Here is a 25,396-nt window from a genome sequence, read left to right as displayed (position 1 = left end):
ATATTTTAAAATATTATATATAACATATCTAATTAAAAGGATGTGATGGAGTGATTTTATTAGAACAAAGCCTATTGGAGCTTACCAAGCTTGAGGAGGGTTTAGAAGAATTGAGGGTTTCTCTTTGACATAGATGGTATAAAGGAGAAGACTTCAGAGCTTGAGGAAAAGATGATGGAGCCAGAGTTCTGGGATGATCAGGAAAAGGCCCAAAGTATTCTACAGACCTCTAAAAGGCTTAAAGAAAAGGTTTCAAATTTTCAAAGGATATATTCTAAATGGGAAGAATTAAAGCTATTAGCAGAAATGGCCATTGAAGAAAGGGATGTATCTGTTAAAAAGGAAATAACTGGTGGTATAGAAAAACTCACTGAAAATATAGATAAATTAAAGATAGAAACTCTCCTTAGTGGGGAATTTGATAAGAATAGTGCAATTCTTTCAGTACATTCAGGGGCTGGTGGCTTGGATGCCCAGGACTGGGCTGAAATGCTTTTAAGAATGTACACAAGGTGGAGTGAAAAAAGAGGATATGGTGTAAAGACCCTTGATATATTACCTGATACAGAGGCTGGTATTAAAAGTGTTACTTTGCTTATAGAAGGAGAAAATGCCTATGGATACTTAAAGGCAGAAAAGGGAGTTCATAGAATAGTAAGAATTTCTCCCTTTGATCCCTCAGGTAAGAGACATACATCCTTTGCCTCTGTGGATGTAATGCCGGATTTGGATGATAATGTGAATATAGACATAAATCCTGCTGATTTGAAGATCGATACCTACAGGGCATCGGGGGCAGGCGGACAGCATGTAAACAAAACAGAGTCTGCAGTTCGAATAACTCATTTACCTACTGGAATAGTAGTACAATGTCAAAATGAAAGATCTCAACTGAGTAATAGAAATACTGCTATGAAAATGCTTACAGCAAAGCTAATAGATTTAAAGGAAATGGAACAGAAGGAAAAAATAGAGGACCTTAAGGGTGACTACAGTCAGATTGCTTGGGGTAGTCAGATACGTTCCTATGTTTTTCATCCATATAATTTAGTTAAGGATCATAGAACTAATGCTGAGATTGGAAATGTTGGAGCGGTAATGGATGGCGAAATAGATATCTTTATTGATGAATATTTAAAGCAAAGGAATATATAAATATAAATATAAATATATGTCATTATTAAATATAACATACTCCAGTAGCCACTGAGAATCCTTTTGGCTCATGTAATAAACCTGTTTTTAAATTTAAGAGATAAAAGGATAAACAGGTTCATAAAAATCGCCTGCAAGGAAACCTCAGAGTCTACTTCCGTTTATTTAGCTTTTAATAATATATATACAAGCAAACAGGGGGCTGACCTCTGTTTATTTTTTTAGTATTAAAACATCTCATTATGGTATAATAGACCAGAAAGAAAGGAGCGGATACAATGGATTTAATAGTGAATAAGCTTGCTGATGAATTGAAGTTAAAGAAATCTCAAATTATCAATACAATAAAGCTTATAGATGATGGAAATACTATACCCTTTATAGCAAGGTATAGAAAGGAAATGACAGGTGGATTAAGTGATGAGGTTCTAAGGGACTTGGATGAAAGACTTACATATCTTAGAAGCTTAGAAGAAAGAAAAGAAGAAGTGATTCGATTAATCGATGAACAGGGAAAATTAACTGAAGAGCTTAAAAAAGAAATACTTAAGGCAGAAGTTCTTCAAAGGGTAGAAGATTTATATAGGCCCTATAAGCAGAAAAGAAGGACAAGGGCTACAAAGGCCAAGGAAAAGGGGCTTGAACCACTGGCTGAATTAATAATGAATCAGGAAATATTGGAAGGCACAATAGAGGAATTGGCAAAACCTTTTATCAATGAGGAATTGGAAGTAAATACAGTTGAAGATGCTTTAAATGGTGCAAAGGATATAATTGCTGAGATTGTATCGGACAATGCTGAACATAGGAAGAAAATAAGAAACTTGAATTTTAGTAACGCCACAATTAGCACCAAGGCAGTAGATAGTGATGAAAAAACAGTCTATGAAATGTATTATGATTTTAATGAAGCAGTAAAGAGTATTGCTAATCATAGGATATTGGCTATAAATCGGGGAGAAAAGGAAAAGAAATTGAAGGTTAAACTGGTAAGTCCCGATGAAGAGATATTAAGCTATTTGAAAAAAACAATTATTGAAAATCCTAAGGTAATTACTACTGAAATATTAAATGAGGCAATAGAAGATTCTTACAAAAGATTAATTTCTCCATCCATTGAGAGAGAAATACGAAACACCCTTACAGAAAGGGCCGAGGAGGAAGCTATCAAGGTATTTGGGAAAAATACAAAACCACTGTTATTGATACCTCCAGTTAAGGATGTAAGGGTAATGGCTATTGATCCAAGCTATAGAACGGGATGTAAAATTGCTGTATTAGATGAAACCGGTAAGCTTCTGGATTATACTACTATATATCCAAATGCTCCTCAAAATCAGGTGGAAGAATCTAAAAGAACTATGAAAGACCTTATAGATAAATATAATATTGATATTATTCCCATTGGAAATGGTACTGCTTCAAGGGAAACGGAATTGATAGTGGCACAGATGCTAAATGAAATAGATAAAAAAGTATATTATACAATAGTTAGTGAAGCTGGAGCATCGGTATACTCTGCCTCTAAATTGGCTACAGAGGAGTATCCAGATGTAAATGTATCTATTAGAGGAGCCATTTCCATAGGGCGCAGACTCCAGGATCCCCTTGCAGAGCTTGTGAAGATTGATCCTAAGAGCATAGGTGTAGGACAATATCAACATGATTTGAACCAGAAGAAATTAGGAGAAACTCTAAAAAATGTTGTTGAAGATTGTGTAAATAGTGTAGGTGTTGATTTAAACACTGCTTCCCCTTCATTACTAAAATATGTGTCGGGAATTTCTTCTTCGATAGCAAAAAATATAGTTATGTTTAGAGAAGAAAATGGAAAATTCAAAAATAGAAACCAGTTAAAAAAGGTTAAAAGATTAGGGGATAAAGCCTATGAGCAATGTGCCGGTTTCCTTAGAATTTCCGATGGTAATAATGGGCTTGATAATACAGCTGTCCATCCTGAATCCTATGATATTACTTTGAAATTTATAGAAAAATTGGGTTATACAAAAGCTGATATTAAAGAAGGGAAGCTTAGGAATATAGAAGATAAAATACTGGAATATAAAGCAGGGGATGATAGAACTTTTAATGAGAGTAAGAAAAATGTAAGAAGTGTAAAGTCTTTAAAGGCACTGGCTAATTTTAAGTTTGAAAATAAAAGTCCACAAAAAGATAAGTCAAAGACCCTTGAAGAAAAAATCAAAAAATTAGCAGAGGAATTAGAAGTTGGACTTCCAACCCTTAAGGATATAATTAAAGAGATAAAAAAACCAGGTAGGGACCCAAGGGAAGAAATGCCAAAACCTATTTTTAGAAGCGATGTATTAAAGATGGAAGATCTTAAACTTGATATGATTATGACCGGCACCGTTAGAAATGTAGTTGATTTTGGAGCATTTGTAGATATTGGAGTTAAACAGGATGGTCTGGTACACATTTCTCAGCTAAGTAATAAATTTGTAAAGAATCCCATGAATGTAGTTTCTGTTGGTGATGAAGTAAAGGTTAAAATCATTGAATTAGATATAGAAAGAGGAAAGATATCTCTGAGTATGAAGGAAGTATAACGGAATATAGGTTAAAATTTATAATTGAAACTTTGGGACTAAAGAATTACCTTTAAAAGCGATGTTAATAATATAGGATGGAGTATTTCTAAAATTATATTAAAAAAATTTGAGTTTTATTAAAAAAGTGTATAAAAAAAGCTTTTGATATTATAAAATTAGAAATATATATATATAATTTTACCATTTATATATTTATAAACATACAGGAAGGAGAATTCACATGTCCCAATTAGACAAGAATAAGATTAAAAAGCTTATGACCTATCGTTATGTTGTATGGGGAGTACTTGCTCTAGCCTATATTATTGTTTTCTTCCACAGATTGGCTGTTGGTGTTGTTAAGGACGAACTGATAAATGCATTTGATATTACAGGAACTACCTTTGGAAATCTTGGTTCAACTTATTTTTATGCTTATATGCTTATGCAGATACCCTCGGGAATGCTGGCAGACTCTTTGGGTGCTCGTAAAACAGTAACAGTTGGAACCTTGGTGGCAGGTATTGGATCAATGGTTTTCGGATATGCCCCAACAGTATTTTGGGCATTCTGTGGCAGATTATTAGTGGGGTTGGGAGTATCGGTTGTATTCATATCCATATTAAAAGTTCAATCTGAATGGTTCAAGGAAAGTGAATTTGGAACTATGTCGGGCATTACATCCTTTGTTGGTAATTTAGGTGGAGTGTTTGCAAAGGCTCCATTGGTTATAATGGTTGGATATTTAACATGGAGAATATCCTTTGCAGTTATAGGGGCTTTATCAATAGTGATTGCAATCTTGTGTTATCTATTTATTAGAAATACTCCGGAAGAAATGGGACTTCCTTCAATAACTGAAATAGAAGGTAAAGAGGTAAAAAAATCTTCAGGTAAAAAGCCCGATCTCTTAAAGGGATTAAGGAAGGTTATTTCAAATCCAAAAACCTGGCCGGGATTTGTAGTATTTGCGGGATTCTTTGGAGCTTTTGTAACCTTATCGGGGTCATGGGGAGAAGCCTATTTAGTTGAGGTATATAATATTCCAAAGGTTAAAGCTGCCAGTTATACCATGTCAGCAGTATTGGGGCTGGCAGTGGGAAGCATAGTAATTGGCAGGCTTTCTGATGCTATTAAAAAAAGAAAGCTTCCAATGATGGTGTTTGGGGTTATATATGTAATATGCTGGACTGCTCTAGTATTTTTAAATGGTGGAAAGCCTCCAATTGAAATATTGATGCCCTTATTGTTTATTCTGGGTTTTACATGTTCGGTATTTGTACTGGGATGGGCCTATGCAAAGGAAGTTAATCCACCTGAAATCCCTGGTATATCAACCTCAGTAGTGAATATAGGCGGATTTTTTGGTGCAGCTTTGCTCCCACCCTTATTAGGAAAGGTATTAGACAGATTTTCAGATAGCATTCCACCAATAGAACTATATCATAAGGCATTTATGTATTCATTTATATCGGTTGTTATAGGATTTATATTTATATTTTTTATTAAAGAAACTAACTGTAAAAATATTTATAAGGGTTAAGAAGTATCTATATAGAAAAACAAACTGATGTTTAAGAAATCCTTAGATAAAAGGTTCTTAAACATTTTTTTCTTTAAATGTATAAAAAAAATTATATAATAGAAGGAGAATTCAATTTAGTTGTTGAATACTATATTCAACCTTGAATAGACTATAAAGTATAACTAGAGGAGGTAAATTAATGCTGCTAATCAAAAACGGAAAAATTTTTACTATGGAAGGAAAGATTTATGAAAGCGGAAGTATACTGATTGATGATGGTAAAATTTGTGAAATGGGAGAAAATGTTGTTGCACCCCTTGATGTTGAGGTGATTGATGCAGAGGGGAAAATAATAATGCCTGGTTTTATAGATGCCCATTGTCATTTAGGTATGTGGGAGGATGCTATAGGCTTTGAGGGAGCAGATGGAAATGAAATGACAGATCCTGTAACACCACATCTTAGAGCAATTGATGGTATAAATCCAATGGATAGAACCTTTGAAGAGACAAGGGAAGGCGGTGTAACTTGTGTTGCTACTGGCCCCGGCAGTGGCAATGTTATAGGAGGGCAATTTGCGGCTATAAAAACCTATGGCAATAGAATAGATGATATGATAGTTAAAGAGCCTTTAGCTATGAAATGTGCCTTTGGTGAAAATCCAAAAAGAGTATACAATGAGCAAAAGAAATCACCTATGACTAGAATGGCCACTGCTGCAATTTTAAGGGAAACGCTTATGAAGGCCAATGAATATAAAAGTAGACTAGAGGAAGCTGGAGAAGATAGCTCCAAGAAACCGGCCTTTGATATGAAAATGGAAGCAATGCTTAAGGTTATTAATGGAGAGATACCATTAAAGGCCCATGCTCACAGAGCCGATGATATTCTAACCTCCATAAGGATAGCTAAGGAATTTGGAGTTGAATTGACATTAGAGCATTGCACAGAGGGACATTTAATAGCTGAACATATAAAAGCTGAAGGATTGGGAGCAATAGTAGGTCCAAGCTTTGGTGAAAGGAGTAAATTTGAGCTGAAGAACCTTACATTTGATACACCAGGCGTTTTAAGTAAAGCAGGAGTTAAGGTGGCTATCATGACAGACCATCCGGTGATTCCACTTAAACATTTACCTCTATGTGCTGCTTTAGCTGTTAAAGCCGGTATGGATGAAAAGGAAGCTTTAAAGGCTATCACCATAAATCCGGCAGAAATTTTAGGATTGGATGAGAGGGTAGGAAGTCTTAAGGAAGGTAAAGACGCAGATATAGTAATTTGGAGTCAGCACCCATTTGATTTAAAGGCTGAAGTTTTATATACGATTATTGATGGAAAAGTGGTTTATAAAACCAAATGTGATTAAAGTGGGGTTGCTAATATTAATTTTTTAAGCATTCTCTTAGGTCAAAAAAGCTGTCTGTATTAAGATGGCTTTTTCTATTTTAAAACCCTTTCTTGTCTATTTATATAATATAATATATTATGGAGATAATATGTATTATAAAAAAATTATTTTAACTCCTTGTGCTAGTTCTCATATTAGAGATTTTAATATTTCCTTTTCGTTCATGTAATAAACCTGTTTTTTATATAAACCTGAAGGAAAAAACAAGTTTATAAAAATCACTTAAATGAAATATTAAAATCTCCTAAATTACATTTTAAATTAAATATTTAATTGAGCAAATTGCATAATTACCTTCAGCAAAAACTATCTACTATATATAGTTTTAGAATCTACAAAGATACACCACCGAAATATATTTCATTCTAAATAATTAAATTAAGGATAATATTCGCATATGCAATTTTGCCAAGTTAGAGTTATGCAATTTCCTCAATTTACTAGCACAATAGGTTACTTTAATATATAGTAAAAAAACAGATTGTTTATTTGAAATAGAGGTGAAAGTTTGAAAAGGATTGTTTGCACAAATGAAGAAGAAACTAAAAATATAGGATATAAATTAGGCAACCTTTTGCAAAAAGGTGATATAATATGTTTAACAGGTGATTTGGGAGCTGGGAAAACCACCCTTACTAAATCCATAGCTTTAGGTTTGGAAGTTGAAGAAGATGTTACAAGTCCCACCTTTACAATAATAAATGAGTACTATGGTAGATTACCGGTGTATCATTTTGATGTATATAGAATAATGGATATAGATGAGATGTATGACCTAGGCTATGAAGAGTATTTTTATGGTAATGGAGTTTGTATAATAGAGTGGGCATCTCAGATAAAGGAGTTAATTCCAAAGGAACATCTGTGGATAGAAATAAAGCTGGGAAATGAAATAAATAACAGAGAGTTCTATATTGAGGGAACAACAAAACATTATAAAAATATGATCCAGGAGTTGATGGAATAATGAATATATTAGCTATAGACACCTCCTCCCTTGTTGCTACTGTGGCTGTAATGAATGAGGAAAAACTGATTGGTGAATATACTATAAATAGCCCTATGACCCATTCCCAGAAGCTTATGCCCATAATAGATGAGCTTCTAAGGGGGATTGAATTATCCATGGAGGATATTGATTTTATTGCGATATCAAGGGGCCCAGGTTCCTTTACAGGAATAAGGATAGGTATTGCCACTGCAAAGGGATTAGCTCATTCCAGAGATATACCTATAATAGGAGTTTCAAGTCTTGAAGCACTTGCCTATAATATTACATATAGTAGAGAATTAATTTGTCCAATAATGGATGCAAGAAGAAATCAGGTTTATACTGGAGTGTATAAATGGGTAGAGCATAAGCTTATAAATGTAGTGGATGAAGCTCCCCTAAGTATAGGTGAGCTTATGGATAAACTTAAAGAGAGAGAAGAAAAAGTTATATTCCTTGGAGATGGATTAAATCGATATAAAAATGATATAGTTAATATCTTGGGAGATAAGGCACTATTTGCTCCATTATACGTAAATATGCAGAGAGCTTCATCGGTTGCACAGCTTGCCCTTGATAAAATAAATGATGATAAGGTAAATACCCAAAGTTATCTCAATATTGTACCAATATATTTGAGAAAATCTGAAGCAGAAAGACAGTATGAAGAAAAGATGAAAAGGTGTAGTGAAAAGAATGAGTAATGTTGATGTCAGAAAAATGACTTTAGATGATATTGAAGCTGTTTTAGATATAGAAAATAATAGCTTTGCAACTCCTTGGACTAGAGAATCCTTTCAAAGAGAGATAAAAGATAATCATTTGGCAGCATATCTTGTAATAGAATATGATGGGAAGATAGTAGGATATGGAGGTATGTGGTTTATAGTTGATGAAGCCCATATAACTAATATAGCAATAGATAAGGATTTTAGAAATAAAGGATTAGGAAGTTTCTTAGTAAAATCTATGATAGAATATGCTGAAGGATTAGGTATATATAGAATGACTTTAGAGGTTCGTAAAAGTAACAAACCTGCCCAGGGACTTTACATGAAGTTTGGATTTAAGCCCTGTGGGAGAAGACCTAAGTATTATAAAGATAATAATGAAGATGCAATAATTATGTGGAGAGGCTAAGGGCCTTCTTTTTTTAAGAAATTTTTAATAAAACTATAATTGAATTTGGTATATAATTGTTAATGAGGAAATATTATGAGATTTTTTAAGGCCTTCATAATTTTTTTGTAAAATGTGAAGGGATTTTTAAATATTTATCGTCAATAATATAGATTTCCTATAGTAAAACTTAATTTATACATATCAAAATATCCAGCGTTTCTAAGGAGTCTTGATATGTATAAATTAAAGTCTTTACTTAAATCTCTATACAGAGTTTACATAGTAAAAGATAATTTTTTATATTAGATTAGGAGGATAAAGATGGGTAAACCAAAGAAGAAAACGGTACTTATTATTTTAGTTTTAGTAATTGTTACGGCATCTATTTCCCTTGCTGCTGTAAATACTGTAAAATCAAAGCAGGAAACTGGAATTTCTGTGAAAACTACAGCAATTATTAAAAAGGATATAGAATCAAATATTTTTACAAGTGGTACAGTTATTTCTAAAAATTATGTGGATGTTACTTCTGATATTTCAGGTAAAATAAAGGAAGTATCGGTAGAGGAAGGTATGAAGGTGAAAAAAGGAGATATACTGGGGAAAATAGATTCTGATAATCTTAAATTTGAGCTTAAACAAAATGAAATAAAGTTGGACATAGCCAAGGATAAGTTAAATCAGCTTAAAAGAAATGAAAGATCAAATATAGAAACTAATTTTAAAAATGCAGAAATAGAATATAAGGATGCTAAAAAAGACTATGAAGACAAAAAAGAACTTTTAAAAGCTGGGGCAATAAGTGAAAATGATTTGCAGGAATCTAAAAGTGAAATGAAAAGAATCTATAATGATTATGTTTTGGCAAAGAAGAAATATGATGATGCCGATAATTTATCGGGAATAAAAACCCAGGAAAAACAAATAAAATCTATGGAAATTGAAATAGACAGAATAAAATCAAATATAGAAAAAAGCGATATAATAAGTCCAATAGATGGAACTGTAATAGAAGTTAATATATCAGAGCTATCTGTTGTTAATGCTGAGGCACTTATGTTTAAGGTGCAGGATACAGAAAATCTAGAAGTTCAGACCAATATAAGTGAATACGATATAGGAAAGGTAAAAATTGGTCAGCCAGTTAATGTGACCTGTGATGGAGCTGATGAGAAGGTATATGAAGGAACAGTAGCTTACATATCCCCTAATGCCATTATTGAAAAAAATGGACAGGGAACTGAAACGATTGTAAAGGTTAAGATAGATATCAATGATAAAGATACAAAACTCAAGCCAAATTTTTCTGCAAATGTAGAAATAAAAACTGCAAGTAAAAAGGATGCTTTAGTTGTACCCTATGAAGCAATATATACAGATAAAAGTGGTGAAAAAAGTATATATATTGTAGAAAATAATAAGGCCCAAAAAGCAGTTATAGATACAGGTCTTGAAGGAGATATGTTGGTTGAAATAATTGGTGATGGATTTAAAGAAGGAGACAATGTGATTTTAAATCCTACAGAAATGATCCAAGATGGAACCGATATAAAAACCAATAATATGTAAGGAAGGAAATAAATATGATTAAGATAGAAAATTTATGGAAGATTTATAGTAACGGAAATATAAAGGTTGAAGCCCTAAAGGGGATAAATCTTAATATAGAAGAAGGAGAATTTGTCTCTATTATGGGGCCTTCTGGATCGGGAAAATCTACAATGATGAATATATTGGGATGCCTTGATAAGCCTACCGATGGAAAATATGAGCTAGACAGTGCTAAAATTCAGGAATTAAATGGATTAGAGCTGGCCCAAATAAGAAATAAGAAAATTGGTTTTGTTTTTCAATCCTTTAACTTACTATCCAGAACCTCTGCATTTAAAAATGTAGAATTACCTATGCTTTATGCAAATGTAAAATCTAAAGAAAGAAATAGTAGGGCTATAGAAGCTTTAAAAAGGGTTGGACTTGAAAATAGAATACATCATAAGCCCAATGAGCTTTCAGGAGGCCAGAAACAGAGGGTGGCTATTGCCAGGGCCTTAGTCAATAATCCTGCAGTTATTTTAGCCGATGAGCCTACGGGAAATCTTGACTCTAAGTCCAGTGAAGAAATAATGGATATATTTAAAAGTCTCAATGATGAGGGAGCTACAATTGTAATGGTAACCCACGAGCCGGATATAGCGGAAAAGACAAAGCGAGTCGTTACTTTTAAGGATGGAGAAATAATTGAAGATAAAAAAATGGCTACTAATAGCTAATAGCTAGAGGCAGCATCTGAGGCAAGGAGTTGATAGTTTGAATTTTCTTGAGAGTATGAAGGTGTCCTTAAACGCCATATGGGTAAACAAAATGAGATCATTGCTAACAATGCTTGGCATAATCATAGGGATATCATCGGTTATAGCTGTAGTTGCCCTAGGGCAAGGTAGTAAGGCTATGATGAATAAGGAATTTGAAAAATTAGGTGTCAATAGGGCAACCATATATCATAATTGGAGGGAGGACCTTACATCAAGGGATTATATGAATCATGAAGACCTAAAGGCCCTTAGAAGGTCCTTTGGAGATGATATTGCAGCTATGTCCAATACTTTTAGTGTCAACGGTAAAGTTGTGGCTGGTAGAGAAAAGAGAGATGTATATATATATGGAGTAGGCCATGAATATAATAGTATAGATAAAAAGGAAATTATCCAGGGAAGATATTTAGCTGAAGGAGATATTAAAGCCAAAAGAAATGTAGTAATTATTGATGATGAATTGGCATTAGAGATTTTTGGAAGAACCAATGTTGTTGGAGAAAGAATCATTGTAAGTAATAATGCAAATAACTATTCTCCAATAATAATTGGAGTTTATAAAAACAAAAAATCCATACTTATGGGAGGTATGTCTGGAGATGCTCCCAAATTTATTTATCTTCCTATTTCAACTGTGGAAAAAATGTTTGGAATAGGAGATAGGGTGTATGAGATTGAATTAAATCTTAAACAGGGGCTTAATATAGAGGAAACTTTAGATAGAATGGTAAAGATGCTTGAAAGACGTCATGATAATGTGGGTAAGAACAAATATAGAAGCTATAATGCAGAAAGCGATCTGGAAATGGTAAATAAGATGGCGGGGATAATGACAATGGTTGTTGGAGCCATAGCTGCTATTTCATTATTAGTTGGTGGAATAGGTGTTATGAATATAATGCTTGTATCAGTAACAGAAAGAACAAGGGAGATTGGTATTAGAAAGGCCATTGGTGCTAGACATAGGGATATATTATTTCAATTTTTAGTTGAATCAGTTATTATATCAGGTATTGGAGGAATAATAGGTACAGTTTTAGGGGTGGGATTATCATATATCATATCAAATTTCATCAAAATTCCACCAACAGTATCTCCAATAACAATATTAATAGCATGGATTTTTTCAGCAGGAGTTGGAATTTTCTTCGGGATATATCCTGCCAATAAAGCAGCTAAGCTCGATCCAATAGATGCATTGAGATATGAATAAATCAGAGTTTAAACCTATGAGATTTTTTTATGCACTCATAGGTTTTTTGTTTTTTGTAAAGAAAACTATAGATGAGCATATATATTAAAAAGAGGAGGGAGGAATATGGATAGCGGATACCTTGGTCTTTTCAATATAGATTATTTATCATCTGTAACGGCAATGGTCATGGCGGTTAATTTAATTACTCAGATAATAAAGGAAATTTTTATCACAAATAGGACAGACAAAAGAATACCTAAAATATTAAACTTAATAGTATCTTTTTTAGTTGTTTCAATGCAGCATATAAATGTGTTCATGAAAAATGAGGAAATGTTTCACAGCTCTATTTTGGAACTTATATTTTTAATTATATTAAACTCATTTTTAATTGCAGGATTGTCAATGGGTAACTATAAGGTATTGGGATTAACTAAAGAAAGAAATATTAAAGAAATGAAAGAGAAAAAGTGATTTAACTCGTTGTGCTAATTTCTATATAGGTAATTTTAATATTTCCTTTTCGTTCATGCAATAAACCTGTTTTTTTATATAATTTTTAAGGAAAAAAACAGGTTTATAAAAATTTTTTGGTTATAGAAGTAGTAGTGGTATATAATATAAAAATATAGGATAAAACTAGTAGAAAAACAAAGGAGAAAGAAAAAATGAAAAAAACATTAATTACTTTAGCGCTTGAGTCCAGCTGTGATGAGACTTCAGTTGCTGTTTTAAAAAATGGTAGAGAAGTACTTTCAAATATTGTTTCTTCTCAAATAGACCTACATAAAAGATTTGGAGGAGTAGTACCCGAGGTTGCATCAAGGAAGCATGTGGAAAACATTAGCTATGTTATTGATGAAGCCCTTGAAAAGGCCAATCTAAACTTTGAGGATATAGATATTATAGGTGTAACCTATGGGCCAGGATTAGTTGGAGCTTTACTTGTGGGACTGTCAACTGCTAAGGCCCTAGCTTATTCATTAAAGAAACCTATTATAGGAGTAAATCATATCGAAGGACATATCTATGCCAATTTTATTGAATATAAGGATCTAGAGCCTCCATTTATTTGTTTAATAGTGTCGGGGGGACATACTCATCTGGTATATATGAAGGATTATGGTATATATGAAGTCCTTGGAAAAACTAGAGATGATGCGGCTGGAGAAGCCTTTGATAAGGTTGCAAGGGCAATAGGGATGGGATATCCAGGGGGACCTCTAATAGATGAACTTTCAAAGATAGGGGATAAGGAGGCCATTGATTTTCCTAGAACTTATCTGGAAAATGGTAGCTTAGATTTTAGTTTCAGCGGATTAAAATCTTCTGTCTTAAATTATCTTAATAACTCAAAGATGAAAGGAATTCCAATATCGAAAGAAGATGTTGCTGCAAGTTTTCAACAGGCTGTTATAGATGTTTTAGTAGATAAGACTATGACAGCAGCCCAGAAGTATGAAGTAGATACTATTGTTATTGCAGGAGGAGTGGCTGCCAATAGCGGACTAAGGGAAGAATTTAGAAGAAGGGCCAATAAAAATCAATTTAAGTTGATGGTGCCGCCTTTATCTTTATGCACAGATAATGCTGCGATGATAGGCTGTGCTGCATATTATGATTATATTAATGGATATACTGCTGATATGTATTTGAATGCCATACCAAATTTAAAGCTTGGAGAAAAATATGTGAAGGTAGCAAATGTGAAATAAAGTAGATGATACAAAAATTATACAAAAATTGCATTTTGGCTGTATGTGAATCAATAAAAAATGATAAAATGCTAAAAATTAGCAAAAGAAAATGGGGAACTATAAACCTCAAAAACTTATTTATGTAAACCATGAACAGGTTTTATGATTTTTATTCACAATCAACAGTGGTTTTGTGGATGAATCTGTGGATAATGTTGATAAAATATGAAAATCGGATATTTGCTAAAATGACTGTGGATTATTCTGTTAATAATGTGGAAAACTTGTGGATACCCATGTGCATAGTATTTCTTAATAAATTTATATGAACAAAGTAAAGAAAATATGACTAAAATTTTTGGTATACATAATTTATTTTTCTACAAATTATGTTGTCGAAATTAAGTATGATATTAGGAATATTTATGGAAGAAAATGAAATTTCCCGGGAAATGGAGAAAATAAAAAAAGTCTGGAAATAAATCCAGACTAAATTTTTTCTTCTACATATCTTACTATATCGCCGATGTTTTTAAAATCTTCAGCGTCCTCATCAGGAATTTCAATATCAAATTCATCTTCTATAGCCATAATAACCTCAACAGCATCTAATGAATCAGCTTCCAGATCACCTATTAAAGAAGTATCCATAGTTATATCTATATCTTCCTCTAGTCCCAATTGCTCGATAATAATTTCCTTAATCTTATTAAAAGCCATTTGTATTCCTCCTCTTTTAAATTCATATAGTTCATTTTGTCTTTCTTTGAGTCAGATTATTCATAGAATAATTAATTATGGATAACCAACATTAGAATTTATAATATTTTAGAGTTGGCTATTTATATAGTTCTGTGTCAATAAAACTTAATAAAGGAAGGAGCCTCTGAGGTTTTCTTCCCCGCGATTTTTATAACACATAGGAAATTATAAACTTACTAATTCTTCAAATAAATATAATTTCCGTTATGTGTTTCAAAAAAGTCTACATTTAAATAAAAGTTTTATAAGAGACTTTTTTATAAACCTGTTTATCCTTTTGGTTATTCAATCTAAAACTTATTTTTACATGAGCCAAAAGAATTCTCAGTGGCTACGACCGCAAATTAAACTTTTAAGGGCGTACGTTTATATAGATTTCCAATAGTAAAACTTAATTTATGCATATAAAAATACATAGTTTTTCTGTAGAATTTTGATGTATATAAATTAACTATTTTGCTGGAATATCTATACTTAGTTTTCTAAGTTTTCTATGAGTAATCTGATTTTATCTTATCATATTAAGAATCTACTACTATTATACTTAAATTTCAATAATTGTCTAGAAAAAATTTATATATTTTTTTCCCATTCATCATATAAATTTTTTAATTTAAGCTTTATTAATTCGTATTCTTCATGGATTTTTTTACTTTTATCAGGATTAGCGTATACATCCTCATTACACATCAGTAGTTCTAATTCACTGGATCTTTCTTCTAAATTAAATATTTCTTCTTCAATATTTTTTATTAGTTGTTTTTCTTTTTTTCTTTGAATTTCTTCCATTTTCTTTTGCTTTCGCTGTTCCTTTATCTTGGTTTTTGTCAAAGTTTTGTCAGTTTCTTCAATAGAAGTTTTTTCAAGCTCATTCTTTTTTTCAATATAATAATCATAATTTCCTAGATACTCATTAATACCATCCTTTGAAATTTCTAATATTTTGGTGCTTGTTTTATTTAGGAAATATCTATCATGGGATATGGTAAAAATTGTACCATCATAGCTTAATAATGCATCCTCTAACACTTCTTTAGAAGGCAAATCCAAGTGGTTAGTAGGTTCATCAAGTAATATAAAATTAGACTTTGAAAGCATTAATTTTAAAAGTGATAATCGACTTTTCTCTCCACCACTTAAAGTCCTAACCTCTTTAAAAACATCATCACCTATAAAGAGAAATCCAGCTAAAAGATTTCTAGCTTCAGGGATGGAGATTTTAGGATTTTCATTACATATTTCATCTATAAGATTATTGTCATCATTTAAGTTTTCCTGTTCTTGATCATAATATCCCATAAAGACATTATGGCCTACAGTAATATCACCATTATCATAGTTTACTTTTTTCAGGAGAATTTTAAATAAGGTAGTTTTTCCTATTCCATTAGGACCAATTAAAGCCACCCTCTCTCCTCTATATATATCAAAACTAATATTTGAAAATAGATGATTATCGTCATATGATTTGGATAAATCATTGGCTTTTAGAACTTCTCTACCACTTTTAATCTTTGATTCCAATTTAATCCGTGTTCTTTTGTTATTAATTACTGGCTTGTCCATTATATCTACCTTTTCTAGGCGTTTTTCTCTACTTTTTGCACGATTAGCTAATTTTTCTGTACCATGTTGTTTAAATCTTCTTATCATTTCTTCTTGTTTAGCTATTTCTTTTTGTTGTTCCAAATATTTTCTCATTTGCCAGTCATATAAGTTTTTCTTATAATCAACATATTTTGTATAACTGCCTTCAAATTGAATGAGTTTTCTGTTTTCAATTTCGAAAACTTTGTTTACAATTTGGTCTAAGAAATATCTATCGTGGGAAATTATTAAAATAGTACCTGAATAGTTTTTAAGGAAACTTTCAAGCCAGTTAATTGCATCAATATCTAAATGGTTAGTTGGTTCGTCTAGAAGCAAAATATGGGGTTTTTGAAGCAGAAGTTTAGCAATATTAAGCCTTGATTTTTGCCCTCCACTTAATTTAAGTATTTGTTTTTCAAAGTCTTCTTCCTCAAAGCCAAGCCCCTTAAGAACGCCTTTAATTTCACTTCTATATCCATATCCATTTTTATTATTAAATTCATCAAGAAGTTTAGAATAAAGATTCATTAAGCTTTTAAATTCACGGCTTTCATGATTAGTGAATTCGGCCATTTCATTTTCTAGATTTCTAATCTTTTTTTCCATATCGATTATGTCACTGAAAACTTCCAGGCATTCATCAAATATGTTTTTTTCACTATCAAAATTCAAATTTTGTTTTAAATATCCTATATTTAAATTTTTGGATATATAAATATTTCCTTTATCATAAGGTAGTTGACCGGTAAGTATTTTAAAAAGAGTAGATTTTCCGGTTCCGTTTTTGCCTATTAATCCAATTTTATCTCCAATATTTACTGTAAATGAAATGTCTTCCAATATTAAATCTATACCAAAAGATTTAGTAATATTACTACACGAAACTGCAATCATTTTAAAGCCTCCCTACAAGGTTCTATACATATAAAATATTTTATCATAAAGATGTAGAAGTTAATATAAACTTATTAATTAAGAAACTTTTATAATTAACATTATTAATTTTAAAATACAATATTTAGATAACTCACCTGACTCTATCTACTGCATTTTGCATTTTAGAATTCTTCACATGTATTATGCAATTTCCTCAATTATTTATGGATAACCAATATTAGAATTTAATATACCATAGATATACGCTAATAAAACTTTTAAAGGCGTACATCTATACATAAACTAAAAGAAAATATTAAAAATTTCCCTATAAAAAAATAGCATAACGAGTAAAATTATGTGATTTTATTAAAATTAAAAGTTTCTAGGCTATATATATATTTTCATAATTATGGTATATTATATATAATATCAATAAGATAGTTCAGGGACAATTTGTATATTTTAAAACTATTCAGAAAAATCAATATTTTCAATGTGTATAAAATAAAGTTTCATTATATGAATTTTTTATACAGTTTAACAATATTGAATATTAAAGTTATATTAAGAAAGTTTTACAATATGTCTAATATCCTAAAATTAGGGTTATAATTAGTATAGGTCATATTTTTATTTATCGATAATAATTATTAAATAATATTTGATAATTAATTGACAGTGTTTGATTCAAATGGTATAATTTTTTTAAAAAAATATTTAAATAGGAGTTTGTTATATGAACGGAAAATGTAAGATATCGATGGCTGTTATTAGAAGACTACCTAAATATCATAGGTATTTAAAGGACTTACTAAACAGAGACATAAAGAGAATTTCATCTAAAGAGCTTAGTGATATAATTGGATTTACAGCTTCTCAAATAAGGCAAGATTTAAATAATTTTGGTGGATTTGGCCAGCAAGGGTATGGATATAATGTTGAAGAGCTTTATTACGAAATAGGTAAGATTTTAGGGTTAACCAAGGATTATAAGACGATAATCATTGGTGCCGGTAATTTAGGTCAAGCCCTTGCAAACTATACTAATTTTGAGAGGGTTGGATTTGAAGTAAAAGCATTATTTGACATTAATCCAAAGCTTTTTGGAATAAAAATAAGAGATATTGAAGTAAGAGATATGGATAATGTTAAAGAATTTATAAAGGATAAAGATATTGATATTGCTATTCTTTGTACAAACAAAGGCAGTGCTCAAGGAGTTGCTGATAAATTAGTTGACAGTGGAATTAAAGCTATCTGGAACTTTGCACCCATAGATATAAGGGTTCCTAAGGATGTTATAGTGGAAAATGTAAATCTAATAGAGAGTCTACTAACTCTTACCTATCTTTATAAAAGCGTGAATCAATAAGGTTTTTATGGAGGGCAATATGGATAAGATTTATAGCGATGATACTATTTATTTTATTTCTTATGCAAAGCTTCCAAGTGCAATTTCAGCGGCAAAACTCCTTGAAGTTGTGGGAGTAGGTCTGGTTATAAATACTAAAACAGGTATTATTGAAGATACCAGCTGTACTTTAATTACCGATGAAGCAAAGAGATTTTTAAAGGAAATAATAGTAGGACATAATATACATGAAGAGAAGACAGATAAATTAATTGAAAAAATACAAAATAGATTTCATGGACTATCTCAAAAAGCTATATGTGTTGCTGTTAAAGCCACCATCGAAAGATATGAAACATGGAAAATGGAAAATAGAGCTTAAAAATACAAAAAAGTTAGGAAAATGGGAGATTAAAAATTTCTTCTCTTCCTAACTTCTTGATTTTTTGTGAAATAAATTAAATATTTTATTTTATTCAAATATATTAATGTACATTTGTTTAATTTCACTGATCAATGGATATCTTGGATTAGCACCTGTGCATTGATCATCAAAGGCTTTTTCAGACATTTCATCTAAAGTAGCATAGAACTTTTTCTTTGAAATACCTTCTTCACTTATAGTTTTTGGTATATTTATCTGAGATTTTAACTTTTCTATGGCATCAATTAATAGTTCTACCTTTTCATCCTCTGTTTTTCCACCTAAATTCAAGTAATCAGCAATTCTAGCATATCTCCATTTAGCATTTGGATATTTGTATTGTGGAAAAGCTGCTTGTTTTCTTGGATTATCCACAGCATTAAATCGTATAACTTCATTAATCAACAATCCGTTGGCTGTACCATGGGCAATATGATGAATAGATCCCAATTTATGAGCCATTGAGTGGCATACTCCCAAGAATGCATTGGCAAAGGCCATACCTGCCATGGTTGAAGCATGGGCCATTTTTTCCCTAGCTTTTATATTTTTTGGACCATCATTATAAGCCTGTGGTAAATATTTGAATATTAATCTAATTGCCTCTAAGGCCATTCCATTAGTATACTCTGAGGCCAAAACCGATACATAAGCTTCTATGGCATGGGTTAATGCATCTATACCGGAGGAAGCTGTTAAGCCCTTTGGCATATTCATCATTAATTCAGCATCTATTATAGACATATCTGGCATTAGTTCATAATCAGCTAATGGATATTTTACATCGGTTTTTTCATCTGTTATAACTGCAAAGGGAGTTACTTCAGAGCCTGTACCCGATGAGGTTGGTATTGCCACCATTATAGCCTTTTCACCCATAGTTGGGAATCTATATACTCTTTTTCTTATATCCATAAATCTCATTGCAAGATCTTCAAATTTGACCTCTGGATGTTCATATAATACCCACATTATTTTTGCAGCATCCATTGGAGAGCCTCCACCTAGTGCGATAATTGTATCTGGCTCAAAGGACTTCATTTCTTCAGCACCTTTTTTAGCCACAGCCAGTGTTGGATCAGGTTCTACATCAAAGAACACCTTATGATCAATTCCTATTTTCTCCAATACCTTTGTAATTATATCTACATAACCTAAATTATAGAGGACTTTGTCAGATACTATAAATGCTTTTTTCTTGCCTAAATCCTTTAATTCCTTTAAAGCAACTGGCAGACATCCATATTTGAAATATACTTTTTCAGGGGCTCTAAACCAAAGCATGTTTTCTCTCCTTTCAGCAACACTCTTGATGTTTATAAGATGCTTAACTCCAACATTTTCTGATAAAGAGTTTCCGCCCCAGGAACCACATCCAAGGGTTAATGAAGGTGGTAGTTTAAAATTGTATATATCACCTATGGCGCCTTGTGAAGATGGCATATTTATTATTGTTCTTCCTGTTTTCATGGCTTCACTGAATTTAGCTACTTTATCCTGAGAGTTATTTGTGTCTGTATACAATACTGAAGTATGACCAAAGCCGCCGAGCTCAACAAGTCTTACAGCTTTTTCCAGAGCTTTATCAAAGCTTTTAGCTCTATACATAGCCAGAACCGGTGATAATTTTTCGTGGGAGAAGGGTTCACTAAGTTCTACTGATTCAACTTCACCAATAAGAACTTTAGTGCTCTCAGGAACATTTACTCCCGCCATTTTTGCTATTTTATAGGCTGATTGTCCAACTATATTTGCATTTATACTTCCATTAACTAATATTATTTTTCTAACCTTATCTATTTCATCCTTTTTTAATAAATAGGCTCCTCTTTCAGAGAATTCCTTTTTAACTTCATCATAGACTTTATCCAAAACTATTACAGATTGCTCAGAAGCACAAATAACTCCATTATCAAAGCTCTTTGAAAGAAGTATTGAGTTTACTGCCATTTTTATATGGGCTGTATCATCTATTATGGCGGGAGTATTTCCTGCCCCTACTCCTATAGCAGGTTTCCCAGAGGAATAAGCTGCTTTAACCATACCTGGGCCTCCAGTAGCAAGGACCATATCACACTGTTTCATTACACATTGAGAGAGCTCCAATGAAGGCTCATCTATCCATCCTATAATTTCCTTTGGAGCTCCGGCTTTAACAGCAGCATCTAATACCAGCTTTGCCGCAGCAATTGTTGATTTTTTTGCCCTGGGATGTGGAGAAAATATTATACTGTTTCTGGTTTTAAGCGCTATAAGGGCTTTAAATATTGCAGTTGATGTTGGATTTGTAGTTGGTATAATTGCAGCTATAGTACCTATTGGCTCTGCAATTTTCATGATACCAAAGGAATCATCTTTCTCTATAATTCCACAGGTTTTTTCATCTTTATATTTATTATAAATATATTCTGAGGCAAAATGATTCTTAATTACCTTATCTTCTACGATTCCCATTTGAGTTTCTTCAAAAGCCATTTTAGCCAGCGGGATTCTAGAATTATTTGCAGCCATAGCAGCTTGTCTGAAAATCTCATCAACTTGATCTTGAGTATAGGTAGAATATTTTCTTTGAGCTTCCCTTACTCTTTCTAATTTTTCCATTAACTGTTGTACATTTTTTACTGACATGTTTTACACCTCATTCCTTAAGTATGTAATAAATTGCGAAACAAATATAGTTAAAATTTTAACTAAGTTTTTAAAAAAAATATTAATTCAATAGTTGAATTGTAATAAAACTCTTTAATATTATTTCCAAGTTCATGTTAATAATATCACAATATTTTTTCTTGTCAATTGATATATCAATAAAATTTCAGGGAAAACACTTTCTTTTTTGTGTATAATAATAATTAGTATAGGACCTTTTTTAAGTATGAATTAGTTTTTTACATGGGTATAGAGATTATAAAAATGGAAAATCAGAAATATAAAAGCCAACAAATATTGTTAATATATTAACAATATTTGTTGGCTTCATATTTAAGGAATATTTATTTAAAAAGTTAGAATTAATATTCTATATCAAATAATTTCAATAATTGCAAAATACCAAAAATTAGAATAATTGAAGGAAAATAAAATAATAAGTTTTTAACAAATACATATTGATAAATAAATAACAAGAGTGTATACTGTACGTAGAATCAGATATAATAGAACTTGATTATAAATATACAAATGCTTAGGATTTATGGGAGTTTATTTCATTTATAAATCAGAGCCTTTATTTTAAATTCCCATAAAAATAAATATTTATTAAAAAGGTTGTGATATAAATGATAGAAGTAAATGTGTGTATTGGAAGTGCGTGTCATTTAAAGGGTGCATACAATGTTATAGCTAATCTAAAAAAAATAATAGAAGAAAAACATTTGGGAGATAAGATTGAAATAAAAGCTGCTTTTTGTCTAGGGCACTGCACAAAAGGGGTTTCTGTGAAAATTGATAATGGAGAAGTGATTTCTGTCAAAGAAAATGAAGTAGATAGTTTTTTTAACAAATATATTGCCGGGAGGTTATAAAATTGAGCCTTCTAAGTATATCCGATGCAAACTGTAAGAATTGTTATAAATGTTTTAGAAACTGTTCTATAAAGTCTATAAAAGTAAAGAATGAAGAAGCTGAGATGGTAAATGAAACCTGTATATACTGTGGCACTTGTCTAAAATCATGTCCACAGGGTGCAATTAAATTTGAAAGTGATTTGAAATTAGTTCAGTCAGCTATAGATGAAGGTAAAAAAATTGTTGTGAGTTTAGCACCATCCTTCGCTGGAAATTTTGATATGTTGGAGGAAGGTCAATTGGTAACAGGATTAAAAAAACTTGGCTTTGGTATTATAGAGGAAACTGCAATAGGTGCTGAAGTTATTGAGGAGTTGTATAGGGAATATATACAAGAACATAATAAGAAAAATATAATTACTACATCCTGTTATTCGGCAAATTTATTAATAGAAAAGTATTATCCAGATATGATAGAGTATATGATTCCTTTAGTGTCACCGATGATTGGCCATGGTAAAATTATTAAAAAAATATATGGCAGGGATACATTTGTAGTATTTATTGGCCCCTGTATAAGTAAAAAGGTTGAATCTATAGATTTTCAACATGAGACAGATGTAGATGCAGTGTTGACCTTTGATGAAATATCCCAGTGGCTAGAGGAAGAAGAAATAGATCTTAAAAAATTAGAAAGTAGCTTCTTTGAAAGAAAATCCTTTAAAACAGGCAGCGGATTTCCTCTATCAGGAAATATAATAAAAAATATGTTCGATAGTGATAGTGATGAAATTCCATATGAGCTCATTAGTGTAACTGGTATTGATGAATGCAAGGATGTATTAGAGAGTGTTCAGAAAGGAGAATTGAGCAATGTTTGCTTAGAGCTTAATATTTGTAAGGGCGGCTGCATAGCAGGTCCCGGAACAACAAGAAATCCAATATCATATTATGCCAGATAGAAAAAAGTAAAGGATTATGTAAGGAAAAAAGGAAATATAACCCAAGATAAGCTCATGGAACTGCCAGAAGATATGAATTTTAAAAAAATATTTGTTGATAAGAGTATTAAACGAGTTATAGCCGATGAAGAAAAAATAGAAACTATCTTAAAGGAAATGGGTAAGTACAGTGAGGAAGATGAGCTAAATTGTGGTACTTGTGGCTATGATACCTGCCGTGAAAAGGCTCAAGCTATATTTGAAGGAAAGGCAGACAGTAAAATATGTTTACCATATATGAGAAATAAATCCGAGAGCCTTACTAATGTAATTTTTGAATATAGTCCAAATGTAATCTTTCTATTGAATAAGGAATTGAAGGTACTTGAATTTAATCCATCAGCTGAAAGAATATTTAAAATCGGTGCCCGTGATATAAAGGGAAAACCAATATCTATGATAATTGATGATAGTGATTTTTGCGATGTATTAATGGAGAAGGAAAATATTTTTGCTAAAAAAATTGTTTATTCTGATTACAATGTTGTATTACTTCAAAATATTTTATATTTGAAGGATCAGGAAGTTTTATTAGTTATAATGTCTAATATAACTAAAGAAGAAAAACAAAATAAAGAACTAATAAAGGTAAAGAAAAATGCTGCAGACGCTGCTCAAAATGTTATTGATAAGCAAATGAGGGTAGCCCAGGAAATAGCCAGCTTACTGGGAGAGACAACAGCCGAAACTAAAGCTACACTTACGAGGCTTAAAAAAATAGCATTAGCTGAAGATGGTGATATCACATGAATCTATTTATAGATATTTCATATGACAGTTTGAATAAATATGGTGAAGAGCTTTGTGGAGATAAGGTTGAAGTAGTTTATACAGATGATAGTGTGATAATTGTTTTAGCCGATGGCTTAGGCAGTGGAGTTAAGGCAAATATATTGGCTACTTTAACATCGAAGATTGCTGCCACAATGCTTAAGGAAGGGTCTACCCTAGACGAAACAGTTGATACAATAATACAGACTTTACCTGTATGCAAGGTTAGGAAATTGGCCTATTCTACCTTCACAATAATTAAGGTGTATAACGATGGAAAGGTATATATTGTAGAATGTGATAATCCTCCGGTTTTTTTTATTAGAGACAATAAAATTTTAGATATAAAAAAGATTGATAAAGTTATAAATGGCAAGTTAATAAAAGAAAGTGAATTTATGCTTAAAAAAGGAGATGTTTTAGCTAGCGTAAGCGATGGAGTCATTCATGCTGGTGTAGGAGGAGTATTAAATTTAGGATGGCAGTGGGAAAATGTGGCAGAGTATCTGGAGCGTTTATCTAAGGATATGAAAAGTGCTAAAAACATTTCAAAGGGATTGGTTAATGCGTGTAAGAATTTGTATGTTAACAAACCAGGAGATGATACCACAGTAGCAGCAATAAAAATAAGAAAGCCTGAGATTATAAATATATTCACAGGACCTCCTAAAGACCCAAATAAAGATAAATATGTAATTGAGGAGCTTATGAGAAGTGAAGGCAAGAAAATAGTTTGTGGAGGAACTGCAGCTAAAATTGCTTCAAGGGAGCTAAATGAAGAGCTGATTACAAACTTAGAATATATTGATAAAGATGTTCCTCCAACAGCTTCAATAAAGGGTATTGATTTAGTAACAGAAGGAGTATTGACTTTAAGTAAGACTGTAGAAAAAATAAAATCTTTCAGCGATTCCACATCGGACGGGTATACAGTATACAACCCTACAAAAAGGGACGCTGCATCTTTACTTGCAAAAATGCTTGTAGAAGAATGTACCCATATAAATTTTTGGGTTGGGAAGGCTGTTAATCCAGCCCATCAAAATCCAGATTTACCTATTGATCTAAGTATTAAGCTAAAAGTGGTTGAACAATTAATTAAAATAATGAAGAAGCTAGGGAAAACAGTTAATTTAACATATGTTTAGTTTTCATAAT

Annotated in this window: 21 protein-coding genes; 18 read left to right on the top strand and 3 right to left on the bottom strand. The window is 31.7% G+C overall.

The window, feature by feature from the left end:
• Window positions 1–50 precede the first annotated feature (50 nt).
• The 12 genes from prfB to tsaD all read left to right on the top strand — a co-directional run bounded on the left by prfB (window position 51) and on the right by tsaD (window position 13,972).
• Window positions 51–1,155, top strand: a protein-coding gene (gene prfB / locus B5X81_RS06740; protein ID WP_208985004.1) for a peptide chain release factor 2 whose coding sequence is annotated in 2 segments (ribosomal slippage) — window positions 51–125 and window positions 127–1,155 — 1,104 coding nt in all. Because the reading frame shifts where the segments join, the coding sequence is not laid out codon by codon here.
• A gap of 278 nt (window positions 1,156–1,433) precedes the next feature.
• A complete protein-coding gene (locus B5X81_RS06735) occupies window positions 1,434–3,722 on the top strand; it encodes a Tex family protein (protein WP_079490402.1) in 2,289 nt (762 codons plus the stop codon).
• Between the two features lie 223 nt (window positions 3,723–3,945).
• Entirely contained in the window at window positions 3,946–5,247 is a 1,302-nt protein-coding gene (locus tag B5X81_RS06730; RefSeq protein WP_079490401.1) for an MFS transporter, read from the top strand.
• Window positions 5,248–5,428: 181 nt separating this feature from the next.
• Window positions 5,429–6,595, top strand: a complete 1,167-nt coding sequence (locus B5X81_RS06725) for an amidohydrolase (protein WP_079490399.1) — start codon at window positions 5,429–5,431, stop codon at window positions 6,593–6,595.
• A gap of 550 nt (window positions 6,596–7,145) precedes the next feature.
• Window positions 7,146–7,604 (top strand): tRNA (adenosine(37)-N6)-threonylcarbamoyltransferase complex ATPase subunit type 1 TsaE, encoded by a 459-nt coding sequence (tsaE, locus tag B5X81_RS06720; RefSeq protein WP_079490398.1) that lies wholly within the window; start codon window positions 7,146–7,148, stop codon window positions 7,602–7,604.
• Window positions 7,604–8,332, top strand: a complete 729-nt coding sequence (tsaB, locus tag B5X81_RS06715) for a tRNA (adenosine(37)-N6)-threonylcarbamoyltransferase complex dimerization subunit type 1 TsaB (protein ID WP_079490396.1) — start codon at window positions 7,604–7,606, stop codon at window positions 8,330–8,332. The genes tsaE and tsaB overlap by 1 nt, the downstream gene beginning before the upstream one ends.
• Window positions 8,325–8,768: a ribosomal protein S18-alanine N-acetyltransferase gene (gene rimI / locus B5X81_RS06710; protein ID WP_079490395.1), complete on the top strand. Its 444-nt coding sequence runs from the start codon at window positions 8,325–8,327 to the stop codon at window positions 8,766–8,768. Before tsaB ends, rimI begins: the two co-directional genes overlap by 8 nt.
• 303 nt (window positions 8,769–9,071) lie before the next feature.
• Window positions 9,072–10,319 (top strand): efflux RND transporter periplasmic adaptor subunit, encoded by a 1,248-nt coding sequence (locus B5X81_RS06705; RefSeq protein WP_079490393.1) that lies wholly within the window; start codon window positions 9,072–9,074, stop codon window positions 10,317–10,319.
• 14 nt (window positions 10,320–10,333) lie between these two features.
• Window positions 10,334–11,020 carry an ABC transporter ATP-binding protein gene (locus B5X81_RS06700; protein WP_079490392.1) on the top strand — a complete coding sequence of 229 codons (687 nt, stop codon included), beginning with the start codon at window positions 10,334–10,336 and terminating at the stop codon, window positions 11,018–11,020.
• 37 nt (window positions 11,021–11,057) lie between these two features.
• The gene (locus B5X81_RS06695; protein ID WP_079490390.1) at window positions 11,058–12,275 is read left to right on the top strand and encodes an ABC transporter permease; all 1,218 of its coding nucleotides are present in this window, start codon (window positions 11,058–11,060) and stop codon (window positions 12,273–12,275) included.
• A gap of 105 nt (window positions 12,276–12,380) precedes the next feature.
• Window positions 12,381–12,731: a hypothetical protein gene (locus B5X81_RS06690; protein ID WP_079490389.1), complete on the top strand. Its 351-nt coding sequence runs from the start codon at window positions 12,381–12,383 to the stop codon at window positions 12,729–12,731.
• Between the two features lie 194 nt (window positions 12,732–12,925).
• Window positions 12,926–13,972, top strand: coding sequence for a tRNA (adenosine(37)-N6)-threonylcarbamoyltransferase complex transferase subunit TsaD (gene tsaD / locus B5X81_RS06685; RefSeq protein ID WP_079490387.1), 1,047 nt, complete (start codon window positions 12,926–12,928; stop codon window positions 13,970–13,972).
• Window positions 13,973–14,443: 471 nt separating this feature from the next.
• Here tsaD and acpP read toward each other — a convergent pair whose 3' ends face one another.
• The gene (acpP, locus tag B5X81_RS06680) at window positions 14,444–14,674 is read right to left on the bottom strand and encodes an acyl carrier protein (protein ID WP_079490386.1); all 231 of its coding nucleotides are present in this window, start codon (window positions 14,672–14,674) and stop codon (window positions 14,444–14,446) included.
• 615 nt (window positions 14,675–15,289) lie between these two features.
• Window positions 15,290–17,200 carry a ribosomal protection-like ABC-F family protein gene (gene abc-f, locus B5X81_RS06675; protein WP_079490384.1) on the bottom strand — a complete coding sequence of 637 codons (1,911 nt, stop codon included), beginning with the start codon at window positions 17,198–17,200 and terminating at the stop codon, window positions 15,290–15,292.
• Window positions 17,201–17,921: 721 nt separating this feature from the next.
• On the opposite strand from abc-f, the gene B5X81_RS06670 reads away from it, so the two are divergent.
• On the top strand, window positions 17,922–18,557 hold the full coding sequence (locus B5X81_RS06670; protein ID WP_079490383.1) for a redox-sensing transcriptional repressor Rex: 636 nt from the start codon (window positions 17,922–17,924) through the stop codon (window positions 18,555–18,557).
• A gap of 19 nt (window positions 18,558–18,576) precedes the next feature.
• Complete coding sequence (locus B5X81_RS06665; protein WP_170917309.1) at window positions 18,577–18,918, top strand: DUF3870 domain-containing protein; 342 nt, start codon at window positions 18,577–18,579, stop codon at window positions 18,916–18,918.
• Window positions 18,919–19,008: 90 nt separating this feature from the next.
• Here B5X81_RS06665 and adhE read toward each other — a convergent pair whose 3' ends face one another.
• On the bottom strand, window positions 19,009–21,588 hold the full coding sequence (gene adhE / locus B5X81_RS06660; protein WP_079490380.1) for a bifunctional acetaldehyde-CoA/alcohol dehydrogenase: 2,580 nt from the start codon (window positions 21,586–21,588) through the stop codon (window positions 19,009–19,011).
• Window positions 21,589–22,238: 650 nt separating this feature from the next.
• Between adhE and B5X81_RS06655 the strand changes: the two genes are divergently transcribed.
• From B5X81_RS06655 to B5X81_RS06645, 4 genes are all read left to right on the top strand, one after another.
• Window positions 22,239–22,484 carry a (2Fe-2S) ferredoxin domain-containing protein gene (locus tag B5X81_RS06655; RefSeq protein ID WP_079490378.1) on the top strand — a complete coding sequence of 82 codons (246 nt, stop codon included), beginning with the start codon at window positions 22,239–22,241 and terminating at the stop codon, window positions 22,482–22,484.
• A 2-nt stretch (window positions 22,485–22,486) separates the two neighbouring features.
• Window positions 22,487–23,428, top strand: a complete 942-nt coding sequence (locus tag B5X81_RS28075) for a [Fe-Fe] hydrogenase large subunit C-terminal domain-containing protein (RefSeq protein ID WP_244282024.1) — start codon at window positions 22,487–22,489, stop codon at window positions 23,426–23,428.
• A 72-nt stretch (window positions 23,429–23,500) separates the two neighbouring features.
• Entirely contained in the window at window positions 23,501–24,217 is a 717-nt protein-coding gene (locus B5X81_RS28070) for a (Fe-S)-binding protein (protein WP_244282023.1), read from the top strand.
• Window positions 24,214–25,386: a SpoIIE family protein phosphatase gene (locus B5X81_RS06645; protein ID WP_079490377.1), complete on the top strand. Its 1,173-nt coding sequence runs from the start codon at window positions 24,214–24,216 to the stop codon at window positions 25,384–25,386. The genes B5X81_RS28070 and B5X81_RS06645 overlap by 4 nt, the downstream gene beginning before the upstream one ends.
• Window positions 25,387–25,396 lie beyond the last annotated feature (10 nt).

The sequence above is a fragment of the Maledivibacter halophilus genome (assembly GCF_900167445.1).
Taxonomy (GTDB): Bacteria; Bacillota; Clostridia; order Peptostreptococcales; family Caminicellaceae; genus Maledivibacter; species Maledivibacter halophilus.
This window is presented reverse-complemented; position numbering and strand designations above follow the sequence as displayed.

Bases quoted from the DNA above. Each gene is read 5' to 3' on its own strand.
- adhE (WP_079490380.1), bottom strand. From the start codon at position 21,588: ATGTCAGTAAAAAATGTACAACAGTTAATGGAAAAATTAGAAAGAGTA.
- tsaB (WP_079490396.1), top strand. From the start codon at position 7,604: ATGAATATATTAGCTATAGACACCTCCTCCCTTGTTGCTACTGTGGCT.
- tsaD (WP_079490387.1), top strand. From the start codon at position 12,926: ATGAAAAAAACATTAATTACTTTAGCGCTTGAGTCCAGCTGTGATGAG.
- B5X81_RS06655 (WP_079490378.1), top strand. From the start codon at position 22,239: ATGATAGAAGTAAATGTGTGTATTGGAAGTGCGTGTCATTTAAAGGGT.
- B5X81_RS28070 (WP_244282023.1), top strand. From the start codon at position 23,501: ATGAATTTTAAAAAAATATTTGTTGATAAGAGTATTAAACGAGTTATA.
- rimI (WP_079490395.1), top strand. From the start codon at position 8,325: ATGAGTAATGTTGATGTCAGAAAAATGACTTTAGATGATATTGAAGCT.
- B5X81_RS06670 (WP_079490383.1), top strand. From the start codon at position 17,922: ATGAACGGAAAATGTAAGATATCGATGGCTGTTATTAGAAGACTACCT.
- B5X81_RS06705 (WP_079490393.1), top strand. From the start codon at position 9,072: ATGGGTAAACCAAAGAAGAAAACGGTACTTATTATTTTAGTTTTAGTA.
- B5X81_RS06700 (WP_079490392.1), top strand. From the start codon at position 10,334: ATGATTAAGATAGAAAATTTATGGAAGATTTATAGTAACGGAAATATA.
- abc-f (WP_079490384.1), bottom strand. From the start codon at position 17,200: ATGATTGCAGTTTCGTGTAGTAATATTACTAAATCTTTTGGTATAGAT.
- B5X81_RS06690 (WP_079490389.1), top strand. From the start codon at position 12,381: ATGGATAGCGGATACCTTGGTCTTTTCAATATAGATTATTTATCATCT.
- B5X81_RS06725 (WP_079490399.1), top strand. From the start codon at position 5,429: ATGCTGCTAATCAAAAACGGAAAAATTTTTACTATGGAAGGAAAGATT.
- acpP (WP_079490386.1), bottom strand. From the start codon at position 14,674: ATGGCTTTTAATAAGATTAAGGAAATTATTATCGAGCAATTGGGACTA.
- B5X81_RS06730 (WP_079490401.1), top strand. From the start codon at position 3,946: ATGTCCCAATTAGACAAGAATAAGATTAAAAAGCTTATGACCTATCGT.
- B5X81_RS06735 (WP_079490402.1), top strand. From the start codon at position 1,434: ATGGATTTAATAGTGAATAAGCTTGCTGATGAATTGAAGTTAAAGAAA.
- B5X81_RS06645 (WP_079490377.1), top strand. From the start codon at position 24,214: ATGAATCTATTTATAGATATTTCATATGACAGTTTGAATAAATATGGT.
- B5X81_RS06665 (WP_170917309.1), top strand. From the start codon at position 18,577: ATGGATAAGATTTATAGCGATGATACTATTTATTTTATTTCTTATGCA.